The sequence below is a fragment of the Shewanella sp. SR44-3 genome (genome assembly GCF_014163735.1).
GTDB lineage: Bacteria > Pseudomonadota > Gammaproteobacteria > Enterobacterales > Shewanellaceae > Shewanella.
The window spans coordinates 1-18,317 of record NZ_JACJDV010000028.1 but is presented as its reverse complement, the minus strand read 5'-3'; the positions used below and the strand labels follow the sequence as shown (position 1 = coordinate 18,317).

Sequence of the window (18,317 nt, the reverse complement as noted above, 5' to 3'; positions counted from 1 at the left end):
TAAATATAGTGATTAACTAATGAACTAGAATGAGATTTCTCCCTTGCTCTTTCGCCGCATAAAGCGCTTCATCAGCACGGTTGAGTACCTGATCGATTTGTTCATCACCAAAGGTTGCTATGCCGCAGCTAAAGGTCACCAAGAGATCTCCAGCTGAAGTGCTGATACTTTTGTGCTCATTCTTCACTCTAAACGCTTCCATCAAGGTGAGAGTTTTGTCTGCATCTAAACCCTTAAAGGCCACCACAAACTCCTCACCACCAAAACGGGCTACGGTAAAGCGCTGGCCAAATGCTTCCACTAAACGATTAGCAAAGGTCACCAAGACTTCGTCTCCCACATCATGCCCGTGGGTGTCATTCACCTTTTTGAAAAAATCGATATCAAGGAGTGCCAAACTAAAGCAGCCTTCTTCTTCGTGCTCATTTTCGTATTCACTAAAAAAGTATCGCCGAGTAAAAACTTGGGTGAGGTAATCTCGATTAGCCTTTTCCCATAGACTTTGCATCATATCGAGCGCATCTAAGGTGTTGTTAATTCGGCAATGAAACTCTTCATGAACAAACGGCATTTGCAGAAAGTCGTTGGCGCCATTCTTGATAAAACGCGCCGATAAGCTGGCATCATCAGCAAGACCTATGATGGCGAGATCTTCTCGCTCAAACTCTTCTCTTAGCTTAATCACCAGATCGGCGCCATTCAGGTTTGGCATTTCATAATCAGTAATAAGTAAGCGAATATCTTCTTGTTCAGCCAGTACGGTCAGTGCTTGCTCGCCATCTTCGACCTCTATGACTTGAAATAGATGCTGCTCTAAGAGCAATTTAACGAATTTTCGACTGATAACTGAATGCTGAGCAATTAACACCTTGACGTCTTTATTACTATTAATCCTAGCAACCAACTTAGCAACATACTGATAACTATAGCGATTTTCCTTGAGAATATAGTCAACAATCCCCATGGTTAACAATTCATCACGAAGCTCTTCATTAAAGCTCCCTGTCATCACAATACATGGGGTTGTGTAAGCTGAGCGCACTAATTTAACGATTTCGCCATTAGGGGCATCGGGTAAAATAAGATCTGCGACCACCACAAAATATTTGTATTGCTCCAAAAGGGCAATGGCAGAGGTGAGGTCTTCAGCAATATCGACTTCGCAACCCGTTTCCTGAACAATTAAATGCTTCAGAATTTTAGATACAGTGTTACTGTCTTCAACTATCAAAACTCGCAATCCACTCACCTCTTTTGTTGTCAGTGCTTTTTTAGTGGCTAGATTTTCTCCAGCACTATGCTGCCGATGGAGTATCCAGCGCCAAATGAGCATAACAAGCCTAAATCGCCACTGGTAAAGTCTTGTTTGTATTTATGAAACGCTATAACGGAGCCAGCAGAAGCTGTGTTAGCAAATTCATTAAGTACTATGGGCGCTTTGATCGGGTCAACTTCATCGCCCAGTAATTTCTTAACCACAAACATATTCATATTGATGTTAGCTTGATGTAGCCATAAACGCTTAAATTCTTCAGGTTTTATTTGCTCATCATTAAATTGTGCGTCCAAATGCTGATAAATCATTGGCAACAATTCTTTGAATACCTTGCGGCCTTGTTGGTGGAATAGTTTATCGCCATTGTGAGCATTAGCCGGATCGCAGCGATTCACAAAACCAAAATTACTGCGAATGTTATTAGAGTAATCCGTGACGCAGCGGCTGGACAAAATGCTAAACGCATCGTCTGTTTTGCAGAACTGCGCATCTTCTACCACTAAGGCGGTCGCAACATCACCAAAGATGAAGTGGCTGTCTCTGTCTTTAAAATTAATTTGTGGCGATGTCAGCTCAGGATTGATCACCAACACTCTTGTTGCTGTGCCGCCGCGAATGGCATTTAAGGCATTCACTATGGCAAACGTCGCCGATGAACAAGCCACCAGCATGTCATAGGCAAAGCCCTTAGTGCCAAGAGCTTGCTGAATTTCGATTGAAATAGCAGGGTAAGCTCTTTGGGTATAGGCACAAGCCACTATGACTAAATCTATATCTTCAGCGTTAAGGTTAGCTTGAGCTAACGCCTCCTTAGCCGCTTCAATCCCCATAGATGCCTGCATGGACAAGGCATCTGACGGCGCATCTGCAATCAAGGGCATCATCACGTTCGGATCTAAAATACCGTCTTTGACCATCACATAGCGGCTCTGGATCCCTGAGGCTTTTTCAATAAACTCACTCGATGAATGTGCTAATGGAGCCACGGTTTCATCAGCGATTCCAGCTTGATTAGCTAAATTGAATTGATCGACATAGGCGTTATAGCTAGTCACCAACTCTTGGTTAGACACGCTATAAGGTGGGGTAAATAAACCCGTTCCTGAAATTACTACCTTTTTCATCATTCTCTTACCAAACATAATTGAATAGGCGGTCAAACCATAGGACACTCTAAAAACAAAAATCTCATGGGCGTTATATGAAGATTGACCGTAAATTGTTGTTGCTTATTCTAGTACTATCTACTTGAATAACCTTAATACTAATTTCTATTTTGGCTATGGTCAGACCAACTAATGACCAAAAATAAAGTTAAGTTCAACATGACTTCGTTAAATAAAGCCGTATATGAGCGCGATACTTTAAGTCCTAGGTTCGCTTTCATCGCCTAAAGCGAATATTATGTGCATATAAATAGTTCCATTAATAACTAAAAAGCATAACGAAGAACAAAGAATCACTTCTCAAACTGATAAAGCAGATTATGATCAAGGCATGAACTCAAAGGAGCATAAGTATCATGAGCAAGATTTTCGAAGATAATTCATACACTATGGGTAATACCCCTTTAGTTAGACTCAACAAGGTCAGCAATGGCAAAGTATTGGCTAAAGTTGAATCCCGCAACCCAAGTTTCAGCATTAAGTGCCGTATCGGCGCGAACATGATTTGGGATGCAGAAAAGAAAGGCTTGCTCAATAAAGATATTGAACTCATAGAGCCAACGTCGGGTAATACTGGGATAGCCTTGGCCTATGTTGCCGCTGCCCGTGGTTATAAACTGACCTTAACCATGCCTAATTCCATGAGCCTTGAACGTCGTAAATTGCTAAAAGCCTTAGGCGCAAATTTAGTGCTTACTGAAGGCGCTAAAGGCATGAAAGGCGCTATCGATAAAGCCGAAGAAATTCGTCAATCAGCACCAGAAAAGTACCTTATTTTGCAACAGTTTGAAAATCCTTCAAACCCAGCTATACATGAAAAAACCACAGGTCCAGAAATTTGGAATGACACCGACGGTGAAGTAGATGTGTTTGTTGCTGGTGTCGGCACCGGTGGCACCTTAACGGGGGTGAGCCGTTACCTTAAAGCACAAGGTAAAGCCATTACGTCTGTGGCGGTTGAACCTGTTGACTCACCGGTTATTGCCCAAGCATTAGCAGGATTGCCACTGCAACCAGGACCTCATAAAATTCAAGGTATTGGCGCAGGTTTTATCCCAGGTAACTTAGATTTATCTCTCATTGATAGAGTTGAAGCTGTCAGCAATGAAGATGCTATCGAGATGGCAAGACGCCTGATGAAAGAGGAAGGCATCTTAGTCGGCATTTCTTCAGGTGCCGCCGTGGTTGCAGCTAATCGTATTGCTGAATTACCAGAATTTGAAGGTAAAACCATCGTGGTCATTCTGCCTTCTGCCGCTGAACGCTATTTATCCTCAGTGCTTTTCCAAGGTGAATTTGACGATGCTGAGAACGTTCAGTAATCAGCTCACCTTGACTCATGAGTAAACCCAATAAAAACGCCAGCATTTGCTGGCGTTTTTAGTTCTAAAAAATCCGCGTTTAGGCTAACGCTTGCTCAATATCAGCGATCAAATCAGTCACGTCTTCAAGGCCCACTGAGATCCGTAATAAATTATCTGTGATCCCAGCATCCATCCTGGCCTCTAAAGTATACGGCGAGTGAGTCATGGAAGCCGGATGCTGAATGAGTGACTCAGCATCCCCTAAGCTTACCGCTATGGTAAATAGCTTAAGACGGTTAACAAAATCAATCGCCGCTTGTTTATCACCCTTAAGTTCAAAGGCGATCACCCCGCCTGCACGCTTCATTTGCTTGCCGATAAAAGCATGCCCCTGATGACTCGTTAAGCCTGGATAAAACACCTTAGAAAAGGCGTCATGTTCAACCAAGTAATTCGCGAGTACTTCAGCGTTGTCACAATGTCTTGCTAAACGCACATCTAAGGTTTTAAGCCCGCGCAGAATAAGCCATGCATCATGGGGAGACATGACGCCGCCAAAGTCTTTTAAAATTTCGTATTTAAGCTTATGCATGTGATCTTTTTTACCGCAGACTATGCCTGCAATAACATCACCATGGCCGTTTAAATACTTGGTGGCACTGTGGATCACCATGTCTATGCCCATTGCCAACGGCTTTTGCAGCAAAGGGGTCATAAAGGTGTTATCCACTATGCTGATAAGCCCGTGTTTTTTGGCTACTGTCGCCATGGCTTCAAGGTCAAACACTTGTAAATGTGGGTTAACGGGGGTCTCACAAAATAGCACCCGAGTATTAGGCTTAATCGCAGCTTCAACCGCTTGCATATCACTAAAATCCACCAAGCTGGTACTAATACCGTAACGGACAAGCTGGGTAGTGAGTAATGCAAAGGTGCAACCGTACACAGCTTTTGAAGCGATAAGGTGGTCGCCCTGCTCCAGATGAGTCAACAAAGCCGCAGACACTGCCGCCATCCCAGATGCCGTAGCTGCTGCATCATCAGCGCCTTCAAGCAAGGCCATTTTACGCTCAAGCTCAGCCGTGGTGGGATTGCCAAGACGCGTATAAATATAACCCGGCTCATCCCCTGCAAACCGAGCACCACCTTGCTCAGCGGTTTCAAAGGCAAAGGTGGCACTTTGGTACAAAGGAGTGACTAGCGCCCCAAACGCTTCTCTTTGATGACCACCATGAATCGCAACCGTTGCTGACTTCCATTTATCTTGCATTTCAATCTCCTGACCACAAATATTATGTGTTGTTAGTGTGGTAATGCTCAGTATGAATTAAATTCATCTTTGCATAACATACAGGGACTGACGATTTAGCCAATGGGCTGACAAAAAATAACCCAACTCATGATGTAAAACCTATGTTACAAAAGATGAGGTCAGAAAAAGAGTCTAGGATTTCAGCACGGCGATTTTTAATATTCAGTAAACTGAATTAACTCGATTAAAAATAACAGGTGAAGGAATTGAAATGCACAAAGGAAACTGCCTTTGTGGCAAGGTAAATTTTACTGTTAAAGAAAAACTCGCGGCAACGGATGTGTGCCATTGCACTCAATATCGTAAATGGACTGGGCATCAGTTTGCCAATGTTGAAGTATCACGGGAGGCACTGTTCATTAACGGTGAACAGCACCTAAAATGGCTTCATTCATCAGACAAAGTGCGCCGTGGATTTTGCTGTGATTGCGGCTCATCGCTATTTTTTGCCCCTATAGATAAGCAACCGCATCAATGGATCGGCATTGCTCTGGCGCATTTGACTCCCCAACGGGCACCAGTATCAAGCTGCATATTTTTGTTGCCGAAAAGGCGATGACAATGACATCAGCGATGACGCACAGCAAAACCTTTATTAATACTGAAGTGTTACAGCCAGCGCTGCATTTCAACTAAGCGGCTGTAGGTACGGCGAAACTCAAACTTGAGCGCCCCGTCTTGATAAAGCTCATCCAATGGCCATTGGCTATTCAGCACTAACGTCACTTTTTGGTCGTACAATTCATCCACCAAACTGATAAAGCGCCGCGCGGGATCATCCTCAATGGCGTAGGCTAGTTGCCGCTCTCCTGTTGGGGTGGCAAGAGCGCCATCTTCAGTGCCCCGCGCTCTTATCCAGCTGCGTAATTCACCGCCAAGACGCGGCACTTCACTGAGTAAAATGTGGCTAAACTGCTCGGCAATTTCAATGTAATCTAATGCCGAGCGCGGCCCTTGGCACAAGGCTTGAAACTCAAACCAGGCGATAGAATTACACTGGGCTTTTATGGGGATATCTCGCTGACAAATGCGCACTGTGCTATCCAGCATTGAGGAAAGCTGTCGCTTTTCTGCTTGTACTGATAATTGCGCGCAAAGCTGGGTAAATTGGATCTGAGGGCTATGTTTTGAAGGTAAAGATAAATATTCCAGTCGCTGGGTGTCGTCACTGACTGCAGACAAATTGCTGCAGGGCGCTAGGCGGTGATCCACTTGACCGCTTAAATGAATTTCATGATTAAAACCTTGTAATAGCGTTATCGCAGGTAAGAATCTATCTCGCTGCAGGCCATTTTTATACAGTTCAATAATGGGAATATTAGAGGTTGCCACTAGCACCACGCCTGCGTTAAACAATGCGTCAAACAGCCGGCCAAGCAAGATGGCATCACCAATGTCTGCGACAAAAAACTCATCGAAACAAATTAATCGATATTCTGCGGCAAGTTCTTTGGCAACATAGAGCAGTGGATCTCCCTTGCCTGAGGTCTGATTGAGCTTTTTATGTACCAGCGCCATGAAACGATGAAAATGCAGCCTGAGCACGGGGGCATCTTGCTCCTCACTCACGGCTTGATAAAATATATCCATCAGCAAGGTTTTACCTCGGCCCACGTCCCCCCAAAGGTATACTCCTTTAATGATATTTATCTGCTCAGCCCTGTTCGTCCTAGAGTGAGCGGAAATGCTGGTTTGACTCGCCTGCTGGCTTACCCAGAGCTGATAAAGTGTCTCTAATGCCTCAAGGGCTTGGTGCTGAGCGGGATCGTCAACAATGTCATTGCGACAAAGACCTAAATAGCGAGTAAGCGGTGATTGCATCATGGTATATCGCGGCGCTTAATTGTTGTTCAACGCGCCTTAAGTCCTGTTGGTTGGCTTTATTCGAGCCGCAGTTTACTTTACTCTGAGACATTGAAACAGGGCGAAGTCAAAGACCCTTGCCCCAACATGAGAGCACACAACTTGGCAAAATTACCATCAACTGAGTCAGAGCTGAGTTTAAAAGACAAGTCATCGGCTTGGCGTGTGAGTATTTTAACCTCCTTAATAAAGCTCAAACAACGCCGTTTTTGGCTTCATTTACTGCGAGACTTAAGCCTACTGATGATCATAGGTTTTGCAATTTCAAGCTATCAGCAACGTCACATGCTTAAAGATACAGCCCCAGCACTTGATCTAATCACCACTCAGGGCAGTATGGCATTGTCAGGCCATGTAAATGAGCCTAAGGCCAAGCTAGTGTACTTTTTTGGTACTTGGTGCCCAGTGTGCCGCTTTACCTCCCCTGCCGTGCACGCCATCACTAGCGAGCATCCCACAATAGCCATTGCCTTGGCATCTGGTACCGATGTGCAGATCAATGAATTTATGACTCACCAAGCCTACAACTTTGATGTGATTAATGATGATAATGGCGCCATCAGCCAGAGTTGGGGTGTGCAGGCTGTGCCTGCGTTTTATATCTTAGACAGTGAAAATAATATCGTCTTCGTCACCTCTGGGGCGAGTTCTGAATGGGGCTTAAGATTCAGGCTCTGGTGGGCTAACCTTTAAGCAAAGTTACCCATATACCTAGGGCTAGATTTTTATACCTGGCTGAAGATACAAAGCTAGGCTTTTATATTGGCCTGCACTTATATACAAGGCAGACTTTGGCGGCGCAAACCACAGCTTTTCCAGGCTAGTAAAACTTTGTTATCATTAGCGCCCTGAAGATATCTACTGATAGCTTCACCCAGTAACCATGATAGAGAGCACAATGAGCGATAGCCCCGTGATGCAAGTCTTTAATTATCAGCCGCCGAGTATTCCTTGGCTAGACATACGCTACCTTGATAGAGACATCATAGTCATCAACAAACCCTCGGGATTATTGTCAAACCCAGGCCGCTCTCCGGATACGCATGATACTGCCATCACCCGCTTGCAGCGGTTGTATCCTGAAACCATTTTAATTCACCGTCTCGACTGCGATACTTCGGGCATTATGATTTTTGCCCGCAATAAAAAAGCGGAATCCAATCTCAAAACTCAGTTTCAAAACCGCCAAGCCAAAAAAGTTTACATCGCAGAAGTGACAGGCTATTTCAGCCAAGATGAAGGGAAAGTTAATTTTCCCCTTGGGCCAAATCTGCAACAGCCACCATTTCAGCAAGTAAGTGATTCAGGTAAGCCAGCACTCACTTACTTCAATTTACTTGAGCACAGAGCATCATCAAGCTTGGTCGAATTAAAGCCACACACAGGCCGTACTCATCAACTTAGGGTGCACATGCAGGCCCTAGGGCACACCATTCTTGGAGATGAGTTTTACGGTGATAGTGCCGTCATTGCTGCCAGCCACAGGCTAAACCTGCACGCTCAGTCGCTCACTGTGCTACACCCTTTCAAGCAAGTCGAAATGCAGTTTTTTAGTCAGCATCCGTTCTAGTCATTGATCTAGTTAACCTAAATTTATCGGCTTAAAAAGCAAAAGCCCATGATGAAAACATCATGGGCTTTTTTGTGGCTGCCTTTTGGCATTCACATACGTGTTAGAGTTTGGTTTAACTATTTGCTTTCGCTTCTGCCGCTTCACAGGCTGCAGCAGTGAACAATACATCGGTTGAGCTATTAAGGGCGGTTTCTGCAGAATCTTGCACTACCCCAATAATAAAGCCCACTGCCACCACTTGCATGGCGATGTCATTTGAAATACCAAACAAGCTACACGCCAATGGAATAAGCAGTAATGAGCCACCAGCAACGCCGGATGCACCACATGCCGCAACCGAGGCCATAACACTAAGCAATAGCGCCGTGATGAAGTCCACTTGCACACCTAAAGTGTGAGCCGCGGCTAAAGTCAGCACAGTAATAGTGATAGCAGCGCCGCCCATGTTAATGGTCGCGCCTAATGGGATGGACACTGAGTAAGTATCTTCATGGAGCTTAAGCTCTTCGCATAAGGCCATATTCACTGGAATATTAGCCGCGCTTGAGCGAGTAAAGAATGCTGTTACGCCGCTACCACGAAGGCATTTAAACACTAAAGGATAAGGGTTGCGTTTGATTTTAATGTAAACAATTAGCGGATTAACCACTAAAGCAATAATAAGCATAGCGCCCACTAACACCATCAATAATTGCCCGTAACCGGCTAAAGCATCAAAACCTGTTGCGGCAACAGTGCCTGCCACTAAACCAAAAATACCAAGAGGGGCTAAGCGAATAACAAAGCGCACAATTTGTGACACCCCATGGCTGATATCATTAAGCACTGCTTTGGTTGCATCAGTGCCGTGATGCAGCGCAACACCTAAACCAATACCCCATGCCAAAATGCCAATATAATTACCGGTCATTAATGCATTGACGGGATTATCCACCAATTTAAATAATAAGGTACTTAATACCTCGGCTATGCCTTGGGGTGGGTTTGAACCCTCAACGCCAGTCACTAACACTAAGCTTGTGGGAAAAGCGAAACTTAATAGCACGGCAGTGAGTGCTGCGGCAAAGGTGCCGATTAAATACAGCGCTATGATAGGTCGCATATTGGTGTGGCTGTTCTTTTTCTGGTTAGCAATGGATGATGCGACCAAAACAAATACCAACACAGGAGCAATCGCCTTAAGTGCACCAACGAAAAAGTCCCCCAAAAAACTCACTTGCATCGCAGCAGACGTGGACACGCTCGCCAGCACCATAGCTAACACAATACCAGCAATAATTTGAAGTACTAAGCTTGCGTGGATAACGCGCTGAAAAATAGATGGATTTGAACTCATGTAAAAACCTTTATTATTGTTGTGATGGGCAATACCAATTCCATTGGTACTCCCCTAAGCGTTGCCCAGCAACTTATTAACGACTGCCATAACAGCATACGAACAAAGTAAGCTAACCGAAATAAGCCTGCATATCAATCACAACCCATTGATAGCAGCGCTTTTAGAAAGAGGTCTGATGTGAGTTACGCGGGTTCAGTCACTTGATTTGCGCCTCTAAGCATGGCATTGACTAATTCATGAGCATCAAATTTAGTTAATGCTTCATTAGCGCCCACTTGCTTAGCCTGACTCACGCTTATCTCACTTGAAAGCGAAGTGTGTAAAATAATGTAGGCACGCTCGAGCAGAGGGTTATCTCGCACGGCAAAGGCAAGTTCATAACCATCAAGCCCTGGCATTTCGATATCACTCACTAATAAATCAATGGGTTTATTATTCGCCGCCGCTTGCTGCATTATATCAAGAGCCTCCTGTCCGTTAGCCGTCACCTGATAGCTAATATTAAGTGAGTCGAGCGCATCTGATAATTGTTTGCGGGCCACTTTTGAGTCATCAACCAGTAAGATTTTCAGCGGCTTTAGCTTCTCTCGCTGTATATCGGTCAATGCTGCCCGTTTTGTATTAGGATCTTCAGGAAATATTTTTGAAAGCAGTAATTCAACGTCCATCAATTGCACTAATTGATTTTCATAACGCGTGACGCCAGTTAAAAAAGCATTCGCGCCTAAATTGCCAGAAGGAGCTTCGATATCACGCCAGTTACATTCCATGATTTTATCAATTTCGCGCACCATAAAGCCTATCAACATTCGCTGACAATCAGTAATAATAATATAGCTATTGGCTTTATCTTCTTCAGCAATTGGCCGAAAGCCTATGGCTGCTGCCATATCGATGACGGGAATGGTACTACCGCGAACAGTTGCGGCGCCGAGAACATGAGGGTGAGATTTGGGGATTTTAGCCAGTGGCACATAAGGCACTAACTCACGAATTTTTAAGGTACCTAAAGCAAAAAGCTGAGTGTAATTCAAACGAAAAAGTAATAATCCTTGAGATTGACCCGCCTTACTTTTCATACCCTTGATCCTTTGTGTTAAACAATATAAAAACAATCACACTCTCGTGTAATTTTACTCGTACTACTTGAGCCAAAAACCTGAGGTTAATCACACTTAACATTAAAGTCAGCATTGGCATTAAAATCAATAACCAATGGACTATCAACAATCTAGAGTAAACGACCTACAACCCAGAAACAACAAAGCGACTTAGGCGCTCAAAACTTAAATTATTTCGTTTAAACCATTTGGCTTAGTCATTCATGGCTTATGATTATCTGAATTCGAGTCTATGGTTAATCTTGTAAAGCGTAGAGCACATCAAACACAAATTGATCCCAGCCTTCGGCACTAAAAGCAATATCGCGCACATTACGCACCTGACTAACAGCATGTAGCGGCGCCGCGCCATGCTGCATCAAATAATAGGCCATCATTAGCCCAGTCCTGTCTTTGCCTGAGCGGCAGTGAATAAGCACAGGCAAGTGATCCGCTTCACATTGGTCAATAAAAGCTAAGGCCTTTGGCAATATTTCAGTGCAAGTGGCTAAATCTGCATCTGTGGGCGGGATGCTATCTGGCAAGGTAAATACCCGGTGAACAATTCCCACCGCAGCCATGGCATTGGTATTACACTCTGCAGCATCATTCAACGACACTATCGCTTTAATGCCGGCAGCTTTAATGTCAGCAAGATCCCACGGGGTTTTATTTGGGCCACTGCGTCCTGCAATTTTTCCATCGACTAACCAAAAAATGTCATTCATTTCATCTACTACTCTGGCGTTGAACTTTTATCGTAATATTAGCCGCCTAACATCACAACACAGTGGGCTAAACACTAACCTTGAACAGGCTAAACTAGTCAGCTTTTTTAGCCCAAATGCTCACATTGGCTTGCGGCAAAGCTTTGCGCTTTTTCTTTCCCGTGCCTTCAGGCTTAGCCATAGGCTTATCCTGCTCGAGTAGCGCTTCTGGCATTTGCTCATCGGCTTCAAAACCCGCCACTTGCTCACGCTCCAACCGAATTTTGTTCTTTTTTTCTATTACTGAAAAATGATGATATTCATCATGTGACAATAAACTTAATGCTAAGCCCACTTCCCCCGCACGGCCGCTGCGGCCAATTCTGTGCATATAATCTGCGGGGCTTCTGGGTAAATCAAAGTTGATGACTACCGGCAGTTTTTCAATGTCTAAGCCACGGGCTGCGATATCGGTTGCGATCAACACTTGAATGTCGCCGGCTTTAAAGCCTTCAAGTACACGACTGCGCGCACCTTGGGCTTTATCACCATGGAACACTTCAGCGGTGATGCCGCGCTTAGCCAATTTTTGCGCCAGATGATTACAGCTGTTTTTAGCGCCAACAAAAATCAGTACCTGTCGCCATTGATGTTCATTGAGTAAATGAGCTAATAAGGCGGTTTTCTTGTCGCGGTTTACCGTCATCACACGCTGCACTAGCGTGCTTGACTCTGGGTTTTGCAATTGGATTTCAATTGGATTATTCAACAGCGCATGGGTTAACTGGCGCACTTCTTCAGGAAAAGTTGCCGAGAATAACAAGGTTTGCTTCTTTTTGGGCAGCAGCGCCAAGATCTGACCGATTTCGTCAGTAAAACCAAGGCTTAGCATTCTGTCCGCTTCATCGAGCACTAAGGTGCTGACATCGGCAAGTTTGAGTGCATTAGAAGAGAGTAAATCGAGCAAACGGCCAGGCGTTGCCACCACAATATCGGCGCCGCCACGTAAGGCTAACATCTGAGTATTGACAGAAACACCGCCAAACGCTGCGACAACTTTAATGGCGCCATTAGTGTGCACCGCATAAGACTTAAAGCTGTCCGCCACTTGCTTAGCAAGTTCTCTGGTTGGCACTAACACCAACGCACGAACGCCGTTACCCTTAAGAGGTTTTAGCGGCTTTGAAAGCAAAGCATGCAATAGGGGCAAAGCAAACGCCGCGGTTTTACCTGAGCCAGTATTCGCCCCAGCTAACAAGTCTTTACCCGCTAACACATTGCCTATGGTCTGGGCTTGAATAGGGGTTGGCACTTGATAGTCTAATTCGACAAGACGTGACAATAAGGCACTGTGTAAGCCAAATTCGGCAAATGTGGCGGCGAAAGCTGGGGTCATTGATTTAAGGCGCTCAAGAAATGAATTCAGGGGCGCATTTTAACGCACTTTAATCTGAGAGTCAGATTAATTAACCGCATTCCCTAGGCAAGTCATATTAATGTTTAACTCTCAACCCATTAATGGCACAGAAGTTAAGTCATCTAACATGCTGACGCTACAAGACAAGGTTAAACAATACCTTCTAAATCAAGTAAATATTGTTTCATGTCTAGGCCGTAGGCATAGCCAGTAAGCTTGCCGCTTTTACCTATGACGCGATGACAAGGCACGATAATGGCTATGGGATTGGCGCCATTTGCCGCCCCTACAGCACGTACGGCTTTGGGACGTTCAATGTGATTGGCAATATCAGAGTAACTGCACACTTGGCCAAAGTTAAGCTCACTTAGTGCCTGCCACACTTGCCGCTGAAACTCAGTGCCTTTAGGTGCTAAGGGGAGCTCAAAGTGTTGGCGCTTTCCGGCAAAATACTCTGTAAGTTGAGCTAAGGTGAGATCAAGGTGTGCCCTGCCTTGATCAACCAATGCTTTATCAATCGGGGGATTTAAATCTCTATCTAACACTGTGGTCGATTTTACTTCAAGGATTTGACTTACCGCCTCCAAACAGCTTACTTGCAAATGGGTCAAACCTAGCCCGCTGGCCTTTAGGGATAACAGCCCCACAGGGCTACTCACAAGGAACTCAATCACAGGCGCTGGCATCTTGCTATCAATCTGGTTTTTTGGCTTCATTTGAGCGCTTCCTTCTTGTTTGACGCTTTCTGGCTAGGTTGTTTATTGTTAATAACTTTTTTGCTAACCACATTCTTGCTCGACTCTTTCTTACTCGTCATTAGCGCTTCATCATCCCATAAGCCGAAGGTGAGATAACTGCCCCAAGGTGACACCTTATTGGCTATGTCAGCCGCCAAGGCTAAATACGCTTTTGGGGTTTCAATGATTTCCCCTGCCTTAGCGTATAGCCCGTAAACTCTATGCTTAATCACTAAGTCTGAACTTAAAAACACATTGGGTTCACTTAAGCCGCGCATCTTAGCGTAGGCCACAGTCCAAGGGCCAATGCCTTTAACCTCAAGCCAATCATCTGGGGTGGAATGTGGGTGCTCTTGCACATAAGCGCCAAGGGCATTGAGGGCAAGCTTGCGGGCACCTGGCATTTTTAATTCTTTAAGGCTCGCTTTAGCCACAGCTTCTGGCGTTGGAAATAAGCGCCAAACTTGACCATTAAGATCAAAGGTTTCGCCATAATGTTCAACCAGCGTATTGAGTAATTTAGTGGCTTGTTGCACGCTAACCTGTTGACCCAATATGGCGCGGCACGCGGCCTCAAACACGCTCGCGGTCGCAGGAATGCGTAACCCAGCATCAAGCTTTGCTCCCATGGCAACAAGCGGACTAAAGGTCTGCGCTATCAATGCCATATCAGTATCTAAATCGAGCAGACGCCTTATCCTCAATACCACTGGGTGTAATTGCTTCACATCTTGGCTGTGCAGTAAATAAATTTGGGTGTCGAACTGCAACTTAGTTTCATTGAGACGCACCTTGAACACGCCTTTTACCCCATCGAAGCAAAAGCTGCGGCTATAGCTTTGGTCTTCATCTAAAATTTCCATGCTGATCACTTGACGACATTGGTAAAACGCCCACATTTTGTGCCAATTGAGCGGCGGACGAAATGCCAGCGACAGGCAAATCTCTTGGGTTATTGCCCCCTCTGCATCCTTATTGTTTCGAGTATTTGTTTGGGCCTTGGCTGACACTTTGCGTAGCGCCGTTGGCGTCAGTTGTAACTCTTGCTGAAACACTTCATTAAAGCGTCGCAAGCTATTAAAGCCTGCGGCCATTGCAACTTGTGTTATGGGTAGCTGAGTTTGATGTAACAATTGCTTGGCAAACATCAACTGTTGATACAAGGCAAAGCGCTTGGGCGATGTTCCCAGACCTTGGTTAAAGAGCTTGGCTAAGTAACGGCTCGAAATCCCCAACTTAAGCGCTAACGACTCCACAGAGCCTGAGTTATCACCACGTAAATAGCCTTGTTCTATCAGACTAATGGCACGTTTTAAGCTGGTTTGAGTACCAAGCCAAGCATGTGAATGCGGCGCACTGTCGGGGCGACAACGCAGGCAAGGCCTCAGCCCGGCATTGGCAGCCTGAATGGCAGAATCAAAATAGCGCACGTTTTTCTCCAGTGGGGGCGGCGCTGGGCAAATAGAGCGGCAATAAATACCCGTCGAAAATACTCCAGTAAAAAACTGACCGTCAAACCTTGCATCGCGGCTGAGTCTAGCTTGCAGGCATACACTTGGACTTATCACGCAGTTATTTTCATGTGGCCCTTGAACTTCATTGCGAGTTGCCATTGGCTTCTATCCACTGTATTTCATATCTATGCCCTACTGTACTGAAATAAACAGCTGCTCACTAGCGGAAATCGGAACTCAATGTTCAGATAAGGTAAATAACTCGTTTAGGCAAGTGGAAATGAAATTTACCCATTAACAGCCATCCATTTTGGGTTATCCTAGCTATCTGTTTTTATTGAATGATGCGCTGAGTATTCGATGTTTAAATTTTTTGAATCATTAACCCAACCTTTGCCCCCAGAAGAACCAAGCCAGCCCCCTTCTGGCGTGTATGCGTTCTGTCGCCATTACACTCAAGGTTTTGGCGCCTTGCTGATCACCATGTCGGTATTAACCGCTATTTTAGCCATGCTCGAAGTGTCTTTATTCGGCTTTATGGGTCAGCTGGTGGATTGGCTTGTCACTAAAGATCCGCAAACCTTGTGGCAAGATGAGAAGACTACCTTGATCGCCATGTCTGTCATCGTCTTGCTGGTGATCCCACTGCTGGTGTGGCTACACGCCTCGATTGCCTACCAATCTTTGCTGGGCAATTATCCCATGGCTATTCGCTGGCAGACTCACAGGTATCTGCTTAAACAGAGCATTTCGTTTTATCAAGATGATTTTGCCGGCCGTATCGCCACGAAAGTGATGCAAACCTCACTTGCGGTGCGTGAAACCGTAATGAAATTACTCGATGTCCTGGTCTATGTGCTGGTGTATTTCACCTCCATGTTAGTGATGATAGCCAGCGCCGATCTGCGCTTAATGCTACCTATGCTTGTCTGGCTCACCGCTTATGTGGCGATTCAGTGGAAATTAGTGCCTAAGTTAAAGGCTATTTCCACTGAGCAAGCCGATGCACGCTCAACCATGACAGGACGCATCGTCGACAGCTATACCAATATCTCGACGGTAAAACTCTTCTCCCATACTAAGCAAGAAGCGGATTATGCCCGTGACAGCATGATGATTTTCCTAAAAACCGTTTATGGACAGATGCGCTTAGTGACTGTGATCAACGTCTCAGTGCAAATCATCAACTATGTGCTGGCCTTTGTTATCGCAGCTGTGTCCATCTGGCTGTGGGCTGACAATGCCATTAGTGTCGGCGCTATCGCCATTGCCGTGAGTTTGGCCTTGCGCTTGAATGGCATGTCCCAGTGGATCATGTGGGAAATCAGTTCATTATTCGAAAATATTGGCACTGTAACAGACGGCATGAATACCTTATCTAAGCCTATCGCTATTGAAGATAAGCCAGACGCGAAAGACATAGTGGTCAGCCAAGGAAAAATAGATTTCAACCGAGTGAGTTTTCATTACGGCGAGCAAAGCGGCGTTATTGATGAATTAAATCTTAATATCAAGGCTGGCGAAAAAGTGGGGCTTGTTGGCCGCTCTGGCGCGGGTAAATCCACCTTAGTGAATCTGTTGATGCGTTTTCATGATGTTGAGCAAGGGCAAATATGCATAGATGGACAGCCCATTACAGACATTACCCAAGACTCGCTGCGGGCCAACATCGGCATGGTGACTCAGGATACCTCATTACTGCACAGATCCATTCGAGAGAATGTGCTCTATGGCGACCCCAATGCCAGTGAAGCGCGCTTGATGGCCGCCATCACTCAGGCTCAGGCGCATGAGTTCATTGAACACTTAACGGATCCCCACGGCAATGTTGGCTTAGATGCACAAGTGGGTGAACGCGGGGTTAAGCTTTCTGGTGGCCAAAGACAGCGTATCGCCATCGCCCGTGTGTTACTTAAAAATGCGCCGATTCTATTACTTGATGAAGCCACCTCTGCGCTGGACTCTGAAGTCGAAGCGGCAATCCAAGGGTCGCTCTACGAGTTAATGGAAGGCAAAACCGTTATTGCCATCGCCCACAGATTATCGACCATAGCGGCAATGGACAGGCTCATAGTGTTAGATCAAGGTAAGATTGTTGAACAAGGCACACATCAAGAGTTGATCGACGCTAAAGGCATATACGCGCAATTATGGGCTCATCAAACTGGCGGTTTTATCGGTGTTGACTAACTATTTACTTAGGTAAGAGGCACTGGATCATTAAACTAAAACACCAAAGCTAAGCCACTCATTGAGTGGCTTTTTTATTGCCACTTTATTTAAAATAATAACAATAAAGTTTGAAAAAATAGCAATGAGAAATAGTGTTCAAACGAATAGATATGATGACGTTTTTAACAGGGATAATTCACAGAGAATAATAAAAAGAAGACATTAACTGGAATAAAAACGATTGGGATTGTTTGAAGCAAAGAAATGGTGGTCGCTACTGGGCTCGAACCAGTGACCCCCTCCTTGTAAGGGAGGTGCTCTCCCAGCTGAGCTAAGCGACCTGGGATATAACGCAGAATAATCTAACAGAATACAGAGATATGGTGGTCGCTACTGGGCTCGAACCAGTGACCCCCTCCTTGTAAGGGAGGTGCTCTCCCAGCTGAGCTAAGCGACCTGGGATATCAATCTATTTTAAAATCTTAGTAAAATATGGTGGTCGCTACTGGGCTCGAACCAGTGACCCCCTCCTTGTAAGGGAGGTGCTCTCCCAGCTGAGCTAAGCGACCTGGGATATTTTACCTTCGAGTCCACCTATTCTATGAGAAAATGGTGGTCGCTACTGGGCTCGAACCAGTGACCCCCTCCTTGTAAGGGAGGTGCTCTCCCAGCTGAGCTAAGCGACCTGGGACTCTACACAATACTTACTGGATTACATGGTGGTCGCTACTGGGCTCGAACCAGTGACCCCCTCCTTGTAAGGGAGGTGCTCTCCCAGCTGAGCTAAGCGACCTGGGATGTAATCAACATAAAAATAACTTCATCAATGAAGCTATGGTGGTCGCTACTGGGCTCGAACCAGTGACCCCCTCCTTGTAAGGGAGGTGCTCTCCCAGC

The 18,317-nt window shown here is 45.3% G+C and carries 15 protein-coding genes and 5 tRNA genes; 5 read left to right on the top strand and 15 right to left on the bottom strand.

The genetic code is table 11. The features are described from left to right. Positions 1 to 16: 16 nt before the first annotated feature. Together H5073_RS13265 and H5073_RS13260 are read right to left on the bottom strand one after the other, a co-directional pair. Entirely contained in the window at positions 17 to 1,240 is a 1,224-nt protein-coding gene (locus H5073_RS13265; protein ID WP_182680044.1) for a response regulator, read from the bottom strand. Between the two features lie 38 nt (positions 1,241 to 1,278). Then, on the bottom strand, positions 1,279 to 2,400 hold the full coding sequence (locus tag H5073_RS13260; protein WP_182680043.1) for a beta-ketoacyl-ACP synthase III: 1,122 nt from the start codon (positions 2,398 to 2,400) through the stop codon (positions 1,279 to 1,281). 398 nt (positions 2,401 to 2,798) lie between these two features. Between H5073_RS13260 and cysK the strand changes: the two genes are divergently transcribed. Continuing rightward, positions 2,799 to 3,764: a cysteine synthase A gene (cysK, locus tag H5073_RS13255; protein ID WP_182680042.1), complete on the top strand. Its 966-nt coding sequence runs from the start codon at positions 2,799 to 2,801 to the stop codon at positions 3,762 to 3,764. Positions 3,765 to 3,843: 79 nt separating this feature from the next. On the opposite strand, the gene megL is transcribed toward cysK, so the two are convergent. Continuing rightward, a complete protein-coding gene (gene megL / locus H5073_RS13250; protein WP_182680041.1) occupies positions 3,844 to 5,016 on the bottom strand; it encodes a methionine gamma-lyase in 1,173 nt (390 codons plus the stop codon). 253 nt (positions 5,017 to 5,269) lie between these two features. Here megL and H5073_RS13245 point away from each other — a divergent pair, with 253 nt between their 5' ends. Continuing rightward, positions 5,270 to 5,617: a GFA family protein gene (locus tag H5073_RS13245; RefSeq protein WP_220488063.1), complete on the top strand. Its 348-nt coding sequence runs from the start codon at positions 5,270 to 5,272 to the stop codon at positions 5,615 to 5,617. Between the two features lie 50 nt (positions 5,618 to 5,667). Here H5073_RS13245 and zapE read toward each other — a convergent pair whose 3' ends face one another. Continuing rightward, positions 5,668 to 6,882, bottom strand: coding sequence for a cell division protein ZapE (gene zapE / locus H5073_RS13240; protein ID WP_182680040.1), 1,215 nt, complete (start codon positions 6,880 to 6,882; stop codon positions 5,668 to 5,670). 141 nt (positions 6,883 to 7,023) lie between these two features. Between zapE and H5073_RS13235 the strand changes: the two genes are divergently transcribed. Beyond that, the gene (locus H5073_RS13235; RefSeq protein WP_259394900.1) at positions 7,024 to 7,614 is read left to right on the top strand and encodes a protein disulfide oxidoreductase; all 591 of its coding nucleotides are present in this window, start codon (positions 7,024 to 7,026) and stop codon (positions 7,612 to 7,614) included. 223 nt (positions 7,615 to 7,837) lie between these two features. Then, positions 7,838 to 8,491, top strand: a complete 654-nt coding sequence (locus tag H5073_RS13230) for an RluA family pseudouridine synthase (protein WP_182680066.1) — start codon at positions 7,838 to 7,840, stop codon at positions 8,489 to 8,491. 115 nt (positions 8,492 to 8,606) lie between these two features. On the opposite strand, the gene sstT is transcribed toward H5073_RS13230, so the two are convergent. The 6 genes from sstT to H5073_RS13200 form a co-directional block, all read right to left on the bottom strand. Next, the gene (gene sstT / locus H5073_RS13225; RefSeq protein ID WP_182680038.1) at positions 8,607 to 9,830 is read right to left on the bottom strand and encodes a serine/threonine transporter SstT; all 1,224 of its coding nucleotides are present in this window, start codon (positions 9,828 to 9,830) and stop codon (positions 8,607 to 8,609) included. A gap of 185 nt (positions 9,831 to 10,015) precedes the next feature. Then, on the bottom strand, positions 10,016 to 10,912 hold the full coding sequence (locus tag H5073_RS13220; protein WP_182680037.1) for a chemotaxis protein CheV: 897 nt from the start codon (positions 10,910 to 10,912) through the stop codon (positions 10,016 to 10,018). A gap of 278 nt (positions 10,913 to 11,190) precedes the next feature. After that, a complete protein-coding gene (locus H5073_RS13215) occupies positions 11,191 to 11,661 on the bottom strand; it encodes a dual specificity protein phosphatase family protein (protein ID WP_182680036.1) in 471 nt (156 codons plus the stop codon). A gap of 94 nt (positions 11,662 to 11,755) precedes the next feature. Then, on the bottom strand, positions 11,756 to 13,036 hold the full coding sequence (locus H5073_RS13210; RefSeq protein WP_182680035.1) for a DEAD/DEAH box helicase: 1,281 nt from the start codon (positions 13,034 to 13,036) through the stop codon (positions 11,756 to 11,758). Positions 13,037 to 13,206: 170 nt separating this feature from the next. Further along, positions 13,207 to 13,773, bottom strand: coding sequence for a methylated-DNA--[protein]-cysteine S-methyltransferase (locus H5073_RS13205; RefSeq protein ID WP_182680034.1), 567 nt, complete (start codon positions 13,771 to 13,773; stop codon positions 13,207 to 13,209). Continuing rightward, the gene (locus H5073_RS13200) at positions 13,770 to 15,407 is read right to left on the bottom strand and encodes an AlkA N-terminal domain-containing protein (protein WP_182680033.1); all 1,638 of its coding nucleotides are present in this window, start codon (positions 15,405 to 15,407) and stop codon (positions 13,770 to 13,772) included. The genes H5073_RS13205 and H5073_RS13200 overlap by 4 nt, the downstream gene beginning before the upstream one ends. 201 nt (positions 15,408 to 15,608) lie before the next feature. On the opposite strand from H5073_RS13200, the gene H5073_RS13195 reads away from it, so the two are divergent. Further along, positions 15,609 to 17,438, top strand: coding sequence for an ABC transporter ATP-binding protein (locus H5073_RS13195; protein WP_182680032.1), 1,830 nt, complete (start codon positions 15,609 to 15,611; stop codon positions 17,436 to 17,438). Positions 17,439 to 17,685: 247 nt separating this feature from the next. Here the strand turns inward: H5073_RS13195 and H5073_RS13190 are convergent. From H5073_RS13190 to H5073_RS13170, 5 genes are all read right to left on the bottom strand, one after another. Continuing rightward, positions 17,686 to 17,761, bottom strand: a tRNA-Val gene (locus H5073_RS13190). 40 nt (positions 17,762 to 17,801) lie between these two features. Further along, positions 17,802 to 17,877: transfer RNA gene (locus H5073_RS13185), tRNA-Val, on the bottom strand. Between the two features lie 36 nt (positions 17,878 to 17,913). Continuing rightward, a tRNA-Val gene (locus H5073_RS13180) sits at positions 17,914 to 17,989 on the bottom strand. A gap of 41 nt (positions 17,990 to 18,030) precedes the next feature. Next, positions 18,031 to 18,106: transfer RNA gene (locus tag H5073_RS13175), tRNA-Val, on the bottom strand. Between the two features lie 31 nt (positions 18,107 to 18,137). Next, positions 18,138 to 18,213, bottom strand: a tRNA-Val gene (locus tag H5073_RS13170). Positions 18,214 to 18,317 lie beyond the last annotated feature (104 nt).

What these genes read in the sequence shown, in the direction of transcription:
- H5073_RS13260 (WP_182680043.1), bottom strand. Translation starts at nt 2,400, where the DNA reads ATGAAAAAGGTAGTAATTTCAGGAACGGGTTTATTTACCCCACCTTAT.
- cysK (WP_182680042.1), top strand. Translation starts at nt 2,799, where the DNA reads ATGAGCAAGATTTTCGAAGATAATTCATACACTATGGGTAATACCCCT.
- megL (WP_182680041.1), bottom strand. Translation starts at nt 5,016, where the DNA reads ATGCAAGATAAATGGAAGTCAGCAACGGTTGCGATTCATGGTGGTCAT.
- H5073_RS13245 (WP_220488063.1), top strand. Translation starts at nt 5,270, where the DNA reads ATGCACAAAGGAAACTGCCTTTGTGGCAAGGTAAATTTTACTGTTAAA.
- zapE (WP_182680040.1), bottom strand. Translation starts at nt 6,882, where the DNA reads ATGATGCAATCACCGCTTACTCGCTATTTAGGTCTTTGTCGCAATGAC.
- H5073_RS13230 (WP_182680066.1), top strand. Translation starts at nt 7,838, where the DNA reads ATGCAAGTCTTTAATTATCAGCCGCCGAGTATTCCTTGGCTAGACATA.
- sstT (WP_182680038.1), bottom strand. Translation starts at nt 9,830, where the DNA reads ATGAGTTCAAATCCATCTATTTTTCAGCGCGTTATCCACGCAAGCTTA.
- H5073_RS13220 (WP_182680037.1), bottom strand. Translation starts at nt 10,912, where the DNA reads ATGAAAAGTAAGGCGGGTCAATCTCAAGGATTATTACTTTTTCGTTTG.
- H5073_RS13215 (WP_182680036.1), bottom strand. Translation starts at nt 11,661, where the DNA reads ATGAATGACATTTTTTGGTTAGTCGATGGAAAAATTGCAGGACGCAGT.
- H5073_RS13210 (WP_182680035.1), bottom strand. Translation starts at nt 13,036, where the DNA reads ATGACCCCAGCTTTCGCCGCCACATTTGCCGAATTTGGCTTACACAGT.
- H5073_RS13205 (WP_182680034.1), bottom strand. Translation starts at nt 13,773, where the DNA reads ATGAAGCCAAAAAACCAGATTGATAGCAAGATGCCAGCGCCTGTGATT.
- H5073_RS13200 (WP_182680033.1), bottom strand. Translation starts at nt 15,407, where the DNA reads ATGGCAACTCGCAATGAAGTTCAAGGGCCACATGAAAATAACTGCGTG.
- H5073_RS13195 (WP_182680032.1), top strand. Translation starts at nt 15,609, where the DNA reads ATGTTTAAATTTTTTGAATCATTAACCCAACCTTTGCCCCCAGAAGAA.